Here is a 10,380-nt window from a genome sequence, read left to right as displayed (position 1 = left end):
GCTTGCCCCATGACATCGAAGTGCAGGAAGTCAAAGAAACCCGGAAAGTCAGGGAGTACCATCTGTTGCATACAGAAACAAGCCACTCAAACGAGGGGATTGGACAACTTGAGGCGTATCTAATGGCCCCGGTTGCAACGGAGTGACTCCGCCTGAGAGACCCGATGACGTCGAATGGCTATGAAATCACATAATGCTCTTGTTTGTAAAGGGCTAGACTTAGCGCTTTGACCTGCTCCCCGAAAACTGATCCAGATAAGAGAGCGGTTGGGATATGGACATTTGTTCGTGGTTTTGTGGACCATCAGCGATAATGGATGAGTAGAAGAGAAAAAATCATCCATGTAGTCTTGGAGACCAGCAGTACGATCCTTGGCTCAACAGGCTTCGCAATTCCAGCCGTACCCATCTGCCATTAGGTCCGAACTTGCAATTCAGTGCGACACCTCTCCATGGTCCCTTAAAGCTATCCAGTCTTTCTACCAGCCAGCCATTCCAACTCTTGAAGTGGCAGAATAGGTAGGGTGGGGTATAAGACCCGTGGTTGGAAAAGACGTGAGGGAAAATGCATGTCCGTATAAAAATTGTCACGAAAGGAGAACAAATGGCTTCAGTCACGAGAGAAATCATCATAAATGAAACCCCTGAACGACTCTTCGATTACGTGACTAACCAGGAGAATCTTCCCAAATGGTTACTCCAAATTGCTAAGTCAGAAGTAAAAGGCGGTGGCCCCATACAAAGAGGCTCGATATTGATTCAGACTCTGAAGCAAGGCAATTGGTCCATAGATTCCGAAGCCGAAGTAATCAAACATGATAGGTCTTATTCCCATATCGTGAGCACTCGGATTATGGGTGTTGAGACCACTATCTCCTTCGATTTTCAAGCACAGGAGAATGATAGAACGAAAATAACTCTGATTAGCAAGGTTAGGGGAAGGGGACTTGGCGTATTTCTGGTGCCAATGGTGGAAGAGACCATGACAAAAAGTGATGTATATCTAGAAAATCTGAAGCAACTTGTCGAAATTAATCACTGAGGAACTTAACACAGATTGTAGTACGTCAGATGAAATAGGACTGCGATAATACGAATCAGGCCATCTTCAGGCGAGCCTGACCAGTAACGGGGCCGGAGCAGTGCCTTCATTGTGATCTGACTGTTTCATCCATCAGGGGGGTCTGTCTGTTGGGGAAAGACATCAAGGGTAAATTGCGCAGCAGGCACATGCGGCTCACGCATGTGAGAGTGAACCATCAATAGTCAATAGTTGCAGTGGTTAACCAGTTCCTGCTTGAGCATTCCCCAGAAGCTTTCCATGGGCGCATTGTCATAGCAGTTCCCTTTCCGACTCATCGATGCCCTCATCCCAAACCGTTCGAGTAAACTCCGGTATTCATAAGAACAATACTGACTTCCCCGATCAGAGTGATGAAGCAGCCCCTTTGCCGGTCGTTTCGCGGCCACTGCCCTCAACAGAGATTGACTCACCAGGCTCTTCGTCAACCGCTCTCCCATGGCATATCCAACGGTCTCACCGATACAGAGATCCTTGTGTCCGGCCAGATACAATCAGCCTTCCCCTGTCGGGATATAGGTGATATCGCTCACCCATACGGCATTTGGTCTGGATGTCTCAAATTACTGATTCAACAGGTTCTCCGCTACATGCCTGGAGTCAGTGGTCATCTTGAACCTCTTTGTCTGTTTACAGCATATGCCCAGCTTCTTCCGGAGGCGTTTGATCCGCCCTATCCCGACATGGACGTCGTGTTCCTCCAGGTCGCGCCGCAACCAATCCGGACCACAGGTCTGACGCGTCCGCTTATGCGCTGCCTTGATCTCCAGTTCCAGCCGTGCTTCCTCACGAGCTCACTTCGACGGCGGTCTCTCCGACCATGCATAGTAGCCGCTGGCCGACACCTGATAAACTCGGCACATCATCGGCACCGGGTATTGAAGCCGCATCTTCTTCATCATCGCGTACCGGGCAGCGACTCCTTGGCAAAGTACGCGGCTACTTTTTTAGCAGGTCCCGCTCCATCCGGGTCTCAACCAGCTCCCGCTTTGCCCGGGCCAGTTCCATTTCTATTTCAACCACCCCGGAGGTGTCTTTAGCGGTGAATCTCTTTGGCTTTAATCTTCGGCAACAATCCACGGATTCGGGGCTTTTTGAGTAGGCTTTGCATCGCACTTTCAGATAAACCCACAGATGTTTCAGCACCAGAAAGGCATGCAAGCCATTGGCCCTTATCCGGTTTTCTGCTCATGATTCTATTCCCGGTCGTCATCGGTGAAAGGCAGGATGATGATACTCATGTCAAACGTCCTTCATACAATCCTAGTGAGGCGCTCAAGCCATGAGCCTGTGACTGTTACATCTGACGGTAGAAGTGATTTATTGTGAGACGGGGTAGGGAACTGCGTAGTCGCATATTTACCCAAAAAGTGACAAAACAACTTAATGTTTACTCCATCGCTCGTTCTACACTGTTGCCTGCCTCCAATTGACATCCCAAGTTTGGATGCTCTATCATTCACGACTCATACAGGAGGCGCCTATGCAAGCTTACTGTGTCAAGTGTCGGGTGAAGCAGGAGATCAAGAATCCGAAGGCCATCACCATGAAGAACGGAAAGCCAGCGACACAGGGTGTGTGCCCAGCCTGCGGCACCAAGATGTTCAGGATCGGGAAGAGCTAACCGGTCCAAGGCAGCCCTATCAGAGCGTCTCCTCACCTATCATAATGAAGGGAAAAAATGACTTTGCTTCTCTTCGTGCTGTTTGTCTTACTTCAGTACCTTGCCTTGATAACATCAGCAGGCATCTGGAGATTATTCGCAAGCGTACCAACATTCTTGGTAATCGCATTCTTCTATTTTGTTATCTCAGGAGAGCTGGAGAAATCACACTCCCTCTGGCAAGTCTGGCTGATATTGGCTGCGCCTGTTTATCTGTGTGTCTTCCTTGGGCTACATGGGTTACACCGGCTAATAGCCCAGAAGCACACAAAACGTAGCGTACAACACCCATAAACCCTCCCCTTGTCAATAGGGAGAACGGTACCCCTCTGGCCGAACCTGCGATCTCGTCAACAATTGGACTCTGGTATGAAAGTCTCTCCTGATTCGAGCGTCAGGCAGCCTGGACAGATCATGCATAGTGTAACACCTCCATCAACAGAATCAGAGAAGCCACTCTCACAGGCAGCGTTGTTACCAAGAGAGGTCGCCCTGGGTTTCCTTATCATTATTACCGGAGCCATAATGATGCTAACCGCCATGGCTCTGGTCTGGTACACCGTATATGGTTACGAATTTTTCTTCCTTGATTTCGACGATCTTCGCCACTCCAGTTCCGTGGATTATTGGGTTAGTTGGTATGGGGCCGCTCTGCCACTTATCCTTGTAATCGTTTTTGCATCCATTGCCATCCTTTCCACATTCTATGCTTTAGCTACTGGCCGACGCTTCAAACGGCTCTGGATATGGCTTAGCTTATTGTCTGCTGCGGCATTACTTGCAAACTTCCTCTATTTGCTTGTGGTCTATTCGGGTAAAGAATATAGCGAAGACGTCCGTCCCCACATTGGCTGGGTAGTAGCTTTGATTGGCGCTATAGCAATCGGTATTGGCAGCAAGAAGAAGCCACATTCGCAGGTAGCCTTATTACCGAGAGCGATTGCACAGATAGCATTGGTACAGAGAGGGATCGCCATGGGTTTCCTGACTATTATAACTGGAGCCATAATGATGCTAAGCTCCTTGGCTCTGGACTGGTATTCCGTACATACCTCATATGCTAGTGGTAATGATTCCTTCCTTAAATTCGACTTTCTTAACAATTCCTCCCTCATTGCTAATTCGGGGGCTCACTGGTCTGGGACCACTCTGCCCCTTATTCTTATGATCGTTCTTGCATCCATTGCCATCCTCTCTACAACCTATGCTTTAGCCACCGGCCAACAATTCAAGAAGCTCTGGGGCTGGCTTAGCGTATTATCTGCTGTGGTAATAATTGCGAACTTTGTCTACTTCCGTGTGGCTTATCGGGTTTGGGATTTAAGAATAGACATTACTCCCCACATTGGCTGGGTGATAGCTTTGATAGGCGCTATAGCAATCGGCATTGGCGCCATAGCAATCAGTATTGTCAGCAGGAAGGAGCCACTTTCTTGACCCACCCCAATGTCCATTTTGACAACCGAACGGAGTGCGCCCAAAGAGACTGTCGAGAAAGCTTGAAAACTGTTCTTCGATGCCAGTTTCTGAACGTGGAAAAGGCTTGAATTTGGCGAGAAGACGAGTTTTTCGACAGTCGGTAAAGCTCTTTTGCCAATCCGGAAACCGACACCCCCATGACCAAACAATTGGTTCGGTCAACCATTGGAATCTGATATGAAAGCCGCTTCTGCCTGTTGAGTGTTTCGACCCACATGCCAGCCCGATCAAATCATGGAGCGCAGGCTTTTGTTTGTCTCATTTGGTCCGTGAACTCGGGGATGCGACAGAACACCTCTCAAGAAACGATGCGATCGACTTTATGATGGACGGGGATAGGGCAGGTCCATGGGCAGAAACTCATCATTGTTACTGTATGGGCGTTCATCGCCTTTGATGTTCCGCTGCTTCGTCTCTTTGCCTTTGCGGGTGGTCTATTTTTGTGAATATTATGCAGGAAGAATAGCCGATCTACAACAGCAGACAAAATGAGTGAGTGTCGCCTCTGAGTATGTCACACTGACATGGGCAACATTTCCGAAAAAGGCTTGATGTTGTGTGAGTGAAGTGGTCTACTAGAAACGGTCACTTGAGAAAGAGTGAAGCATTTGAATCCCGGGGGATTGAGTGGCATATTGATCGTAGAGGAACGACAGGATATCCGCTAACACAAGTTGACCGGGACTGGAATCACGACCGAGATCGGACACGGGCAAACGGGGAGCGTCTTTCTGGTCGTCAAGCATCTGAGGGGTTATCGGAAGGCGCGATACAAAGGTCTGGCAAAGAATGCTGCCCAGGTATTCATTCAATTTTCCCTAGCCAACTTGTATCTGGTTCGCAGAGGTTTACTGTTGATGAAGGCTTAGTTTGCGCAAAATCACGAATTTCTCCCCGAAAAAATGGGGTGGAGATAGAAAGCCAGCCAAATCTGGCTTTTAAACCTCGATTTCAGAGGACATAAACAGCCGGAAGACATTTTATGACTACTTGAATCAGAGCTTCCCTAACTACACAACCCGCCTAGCAGATAAGGAGGTCTATGAACCAGCGGATCGACATAGCACCAGCGGAATACCGCTCCAGGCTTGCTAACCTGAGAAGCCGGATGGCCGGGCAAAACATCGATGTGGCCCTTGTCTTCGATCACCCGGATGTCTACTATTTTGCCGGAACAGCAGCGTATTCCACCCTGCTCATACCCAACGCCGGTGATCCTACGCTTTTCGTCAGAATGGGCATCGACGTGGCCCTGAGGGACAGTTGGTTGCCACCTGACAACATAAGGCGCTTCCAGGGCATGGAGAAGCTCATCATAGCGCTGGCCGAGATCGCCCCAGGAGCTAGAACGATCGGTGTAGAAAAAGACCTAATTTCCGCGAACCTCTGGGATAAGTTACTCTGTCTGTTGCCTCACTGCAAAATAGAAGACATCTCCCCTGCCATCTTGAGCGCCCGGATGGTCAAGTCAGATGCGGAAATCAAACTCCTCAAAAGAGCCAGTGCCATCTCCCGCCAGGGATTCGAGAGATGCCGAGAAATGCTCAAAGAAGGTATCACCGAAATGGAGATTCAATGCGAGATCGAAAGGGTGCAGCGGGCTATCGGCGCAGAGGAGGCCATGTCGGTCAGAATGCTGGCAGGTTCGGGCTGCTTCGGGTTGGTGGCTTCAGGCCCGAACACGGATCAGATTTGCGGGGGTGCCGTCGCTATTTCCTCAGTGGGCACAAGTCCCGCCCATCCTTACGGCTCATCCCTGCGCTCCCTCAAACAGGGGGACCTGGTGATCGTCAACAAAGGCACCGTCTATCAGGGATACCATGCTGATGAGGCCAGAACCTTCGTTCTCGGAAAGGCTGACGCTAAACAGCAGGAGATGTTCAAGATCACCCGGGAGATACAGACCGAGACTATCGAGGCCGTCAAGCCGGGGGCAGCCGTGAGCGAAATATATGATGCCGCCAAGAGGATTGCCCTCAAGTATGATTGCTTCGACTATTTCATGGGATACGGACAATGCGGTGTGGAATACGTCGGCCACGGGGTAGGTCTGGAGATCGATGAACAACCTTTGATCGCGCCTCGTAACAAGACGGTGCTGCAACCGGGAATGACTTTGGCCATCGAACCCAAACTGGTTGTGCCGGGATGGGGTGGCATTGACATCGAGGATACCGTGCTAGTCACCAAATCGGGTTACGAAAGGTTGACCCACAGCCTAAAAGCGCTATAATGTGCAAATTGATCTGACAATTCCGAGATTTGTTGAATCGGTCTCACTCGTCTCCTTTCCGGGATTCGAGTTTTTTCCAGATGCTGCACTGTGTTTCTGATGATCTGCACACGGACATAGCACAGGACCATAAGCTGTAAGGGCAACGGGCGATTGTCTGCTCTCACACCCAGACCTACTTCTGACCGACTATTTGCATCGCCCCATATTCAAAATATGTTATTTCCACATCGCCAAAGCCAGCGTCATGAAGTAGTACCTTCATGCTCTTAGCAGAGTCCTTTGTCACATAATCCAACGTCCAAAACTTTCTATGACATACATACCGCCTGCCCACCATAACCACAGCTAACCCCTCGTCCTTAAGCACTCGGCGCAACTCCGCAACCGCCTTGTCCTGATATGACCACAAGTGGAGACTAAACATACTGATCACAGCATCAAAGGACTGATCCTGAAAAGGGAGCGCACAAGCATCAGCTTTCAAAAAGGAGATGCGATCATGCCCTTGATTCTGGCGCGCGTCTCTTACGGCATCGCGGAGGAGGACCTCTTCAATATCGATACCAATACATGTAAGATTCGGGGCCTGCTCAGCTAAGAGAAGAGGCAATCGCCCCGGCCCTGTGCCAACATCAAGTACTATGCCATGTGCCAAATGAAGACATGCTGTCGTTGCAGCTCTGAGGAACATTTTCTTCCGCAAATGCAGAATGACCGGCCAGTCAGGCGAACCCGTATAGGCTCGACGGTAAGTGTTCCACCTCGAGCATTTGGCACGGGCACTTCCCACAACTTCGCGGGGCTTGTTCAAGTTCATCTATTAGTAGCGATCCCCCAATTCAAGTCCGGAAAAGACGGCGTGGTCTTATTTTGGGAGACCATTCCATGAGATCGAAGACTTCAACAGGTTATTCCTGCTTGCCGAGAAAATCCAGTTCACAGTCACGAGCGATCTTCTCCATTATTGCCCCAACGATAGTGTCAAGTCTGCTCCCCTTAGAATAGTCCGCCGGAGCCACAAAATTCACACGGCCATCGTCAACCAATCTCAGTGCTTTCCCCATGGCGTCTCTAGTCCTGGGCTTGTAAACAGCAATTGAATGCCCACCCAAGCCTTTGACCAAGCTGAAACAGGGGATGTCCGTTTCACCATCACCGATAAAGATCATGCGTCCGAACGGAATTGGGCGCTCTTCCATTGGCACAAACTCATTGATCTTCTTGTTGTCATACACATCGAGAACACCCTTGTTTATGCGAAACAGGTACTGAGTTTTTGTTGTGAAGTTTATTGCCAATGCTGGCCATTCAGCTACGCCATTTGCGTCGTACTTGAAAGCCGAAGCGTAGATCATCTTGAACTGATGCGCAATGGCTGTGCCTTCTATCATTTCACGGAGACCGGAGGAAATGACGTAGTGCTCCACTTTGAGTCCTACGTGCTTCCCATAATCATTGATACGCTCAAACCATGATGGGACACCTTTGAACAGTTTGACTGAGCTTCCATGACTCCTGAAATCTTCTCTTCTAACTCGGACGTCTGCCCCCGCTGCCTTCTTCAGCATTAGATTCATATACGTTAGGACGCTATCCGCCTCATGTTCCTTGGCAAGTTGATCCGCCAGACTCCAGAACTCGTTCGGTGTCAGCCCAATATCCGGAAGGAAGCTATGTTCCTGCATATTCCCCGGTGAAAGGGTCCCATCGAAATCATATGCTATCGCCATCGTAATGAGTTTACGCACCTCATTCTCCTCGTGGGTCGATTCTCATCCTAGCCAGTAACCACCCCGCAGGGGACATTAAGGGTCGGTCCTTGTTCGCTCATTTCGTGAGGCCGGAAGTTTGAACCAGCCATTCAAGCGTCATGTTTTCTTTGATCAAATCGTGAGGAATAAGCGCGTATCTCCAGGGCTTATCACCGCAACTTGCTGCATAAGCACTCGCGCGCTCGCACCACGTGACCGCGGCATCTCGCTTGGCCAACACATCGTCATTGTCCATCTGATTCCTTGCCTTCGGTTCGAGCATATAAATAACGTCCTTAGTCTCAGCCACGAAGTCAGGCTGATATTCCGGATAATCCGCCCCGGACTTGTAAATTATCCCGAATTGCCCTTTGGCCGGTTTGAACCACTTGCTTGCCTCCCGATCGAGGATGACGGCAAGAATGCGCTCCGCTTCCGAATCGAACTTCTCGACCCAGTGGAGACATCTCTGGAAACCACCGAAGAGGTATCCGGACATATTGCTTTTATCCTCTGGAGATTGGCGAAAATCCTTAGTCGGTTCGGACTGAGTGTAGACGCTTTGCTTCAACTCAGTGGAACCCTGCCTTACCACGACTTCGTAGTCAACTGGTCCCTCCCAATAATGTCGCTGCATCTGCGCATGGATGAAGCGCGCGATCTCTCTCTGATGCAAGCGCAAAACCTTCCGCGTGTCCTCCTCCGAGAGATAACTCCGGAAGTGCTCCACTGTTTGCTTCGCCAGATCATACAGCAGGTCAGCGTGGTTATCGTAGGCCACATCGTCGAAGTCCACCAGGCCGCTGACCACATAATCCTCCAATCTCGCCTCTCGAATGCCGCCTTTGCCCAACCCTATCACTTCCATCCCACCCGTGCGCAAGTACTGGACCCACAGTTCCTCCGAAGGCGGTTGATAGTTGAGCGTGCCAAGTTCCAGTGTGAAAGGCTTGAAACCACATTTCACCTCGCCTCTGGGCACCATGATGATGCGCGGGATACTGATGGTCTGCTGAATGACCATTGCCGACGTCTTCTGCACGATGGCGCCAATATCTGGTTGCCTCCTGATCCCCTTCATCTCCAATTGAGCAGGACGATACTGAGCGGCAACTCCGCGCATCACTTCCGCCTGAATCTCGGGTTTGCTCAGATGAGATAGGCTTGGCAGCTTCTGAGGTTGGCTTTCCAGCTTGCGGATGACATCGCGAGTGACTTGAGCAATGTGTTCTTCTTCCGGGTCTGCAAATGTTTTGGGCTTATCGGCACCGGCAATCACAGTTGTAGCTGAGACGTTGAGGGGGCGTATGCCGAGCATGGTGTCAAGCCGCGATGGCGAAACCACCGTCTTCGTTTTCTGAGTCAGGTCCTCCGGGGCGAGGACAATGGCCTGCAATCGAATCGGCGAATCGGCCCGGTTTGCCTCGTCAATGATCTCCTGAAATTTATCGTGTGCCACTATATTCAGTCGGTCGACGGCAGCAACGCCGGTGCGCTTGCCATAAGGCAGCCGCAAGCCGCGTCCTATGGATTGCTCGATGAGGATTCTGGCGTTAGCCGCCCGCAGCGGTACGATGGTATAGAGATTGGTGACATCCCATCCTTCTTTGAGCATATTCACATGAATCACGATCTCCGTCGGCTCGTCGGCATGTTCCACCTTCAGCAAGCGCTCGATCACCTCGTCCGCCTCGGCACCCGTCTTGCTGGAGTCCACCTGAATCACTTTGGCCTTGTAGCGGCCCTCGAAGAAGTCCTCTCTCCGGATCATTTGCATCAACTGGCCGGCATGAGTGGTATCCTTGGCGATGATGAGCATGAAGGGCTTGACGATGGCCTGATCAGACTCTCTAGCATAAGTCTCCAACAGCACCTTAGTCTGCTCATGCAGCCGCACGCCATCTTCAAGCTTCAGCCGCTCGATCTCCTCCGGAGACATTCCCGCCGGGTGAAAGTTCTTCCGCGTGACCACCGCCGGTTCCTTGACGAACCCATCGGCCATTGCCTTTCCCAGCGGATAGTCGATGATCACGTTCTTGAACGCTACCGCTCCCTTGCCGGTTTCGACAAAGGGCGTTGCCGTGAGTTCAAGCCCCATCAACGGCTTTAGTTCGTTGATAGCCCGGACGCCCGCCGAAGCCCGGTAGCGATGGGATTCATCCATCAGTAA

At 50.7% G+C, this 10,380-nt stretch carries 7 protein-coding genes and 2 pseudogenes; 6 read left to right on the top strand and 3 right to left on the bottom strand.

Going from position 1 to position 10,380, the window contains the following annotated elements; genetic code table 11:
• Window positions 1-604 precede the first annotated feature (604 nt).
• Window positions 605-1,042, top strand: coding sequence for an SRPBCC family protein (locus PHV74_12005; GenBank protein MDD5095079.1), 438 nt, complete (start codon window positions 605-607; stop codon window positions 1,040-1,042).
• A gap of 236 nt (window positions 1,043-1,278) precedes the next feature.
• On the opposite strand, the pseudogene PHV74_12000 reads toward PHV74_12005, so the two are convergent.
• Window positions 1,279-2,098 (bottom strand): annotated as a pseudogene (locus tag PHV74_12000) (IS3 family transposase).
• Between the two features lie 466 nt (window positions 2,099-2,564).
• On the opposite strand from PHV74_12000, the gene PHV74_11995 reads away from it, so the two are divergent.
• The 5 genes and pseudogenes from PHV74_11995 (at window position 2,565) to PHV74_11975 (ending at window position 7,057) form a co-directional block, all read left to right on the top strand.
• Window positions 2,565-2,705: a DUF5679 domain-containing protein gene (locus tag PHV74_11995; GenBank protein ID MDD5095078.1), complete on the top strand. Its 141-nt coding sequence runs from the start codon at window positions 2,565-2,567 to the stop codon at window positions 2,703-2,705.
• Window positions 2,706-3,113: 408 nt separating this feature from the next.
• Window positions 3,114-4,181, top strand: a complete 1,068-nt coding sequence (locus PHV74_11990) for a hypothetical protein (protein MDD5095077.1) — start codon at window positions 3,114-3,116, stop codon at window positions 4,179-4,181.
• 770 nt (window positions 4,182-4,951) lie between these two features.
• A pseudogene (locus tag PHV74_11985) lies at window positions 4,952-5,092 on the top strand (IS5/IS1182 family transposase).
• Between the two features lie 173 nt (window positions 5,093-5,265).
• Window positions 5,266-6,456 carry a Xaa-Pro peptidase family protein gene (locus PHV74_11980; GenBank protein MDD5095076.1) on the top strand — a complete coding sequence of 397 codons (1,191 nt, stop codon included), beginning with the start codon at window positions 5,266-5,268 and terminating at the stop codon, window positions 6,454-6,456.
• Window positions 6,457-6,868: 412 nt separating this feature from the next.
• Window positions 6,869-7,057 carry a hypothetical protein gene (locus tag PHV74_11975; GenBank protein ID MDD5095075.1) on the top strand — a complete coding sequence of 63 codons (189 nt, stop codon included), beginning with the start codon at window positions 6,869-6,871 and terminating at the stop codon, window positions 7,055-7,057.
• 310 nt (window positions 7,058-7,367) lie between these two features.
• On the opposite strand, the gene PHV74_11970 is transcribed toward PHV74_11975, so the two are convergent.
• Both PHV74_11970 and PHV74_11965 read right to left on the bottom strand, forming a co-directional pair.
• A complete protein-coding gene (locus PHV74_11970; GenBank protein MDD5095074.1) occupies window positions 7,368-8,189 on the bottom strand; it encodes an HAD family hydrolase in 822 nt (273 codons plus the stop codon).
• Window positions 8,190-8,286: 97 nt separating this feature from the next.
• Window positions 8,287-10,380 (bottom strand): type III restriction endonuclease subunit R (locus PHV74_11965; GenBank protein ID MDD5095073.1); only part of this gene is annotated, 2,094 nt, incomplete at its 5' end.

It is taken from the genome of Dehalococcoidia bacterium (assembly GCA_028711995.1).
GTDB lineage: Bacteria > Chloroflexota > Dehalococcoidia > SZUA-161 > SpSt-899 > JAQTRE01.
The sequence above is the reverse complement of the archived record's forward strand: the minus strand, read 5'-3'. Positions and strand labels throughout refer to the sequence as shown.

Bases quoted from the DNA above. Each gene is read 5' to 3' on its own strand.
- PHV74_12005 (MDD5095079.1), top strand. From the start codon at position 605: ATGGCTTCAGTCACGAGAGAAATCATCATAAATGAAACCCCTGAACGA.
- PHV74_11995 (MDD5095078.1), top strand. From the start codon at position 2,565: ATGCAAGCTTACTGTGTCAAGTGTCGGGTGAAGCAGGAGATCAAGAAT.
- PHV74_11990 (MDD5095077.1), top strand. From the start codon at position 3,114: ATGAAAGTCTCTCCTGATTCGAGCGTCAGGCAGCCTGGACAGATCATG.
- PHV74_11980 (MDD5095076.1), top strand. From the start codon at position 5,266: ATGAACCAGCGGATCGACATAGCACCAGCGGAATACCGCTCCAGGCTT.
- PHV74_11970 (MDD5095074.1), bottom strand. From the start codon at position 8,189: ATGGCGATAGCATATGATTTCGATGGGACCCTTTCACCGGGGAATATG.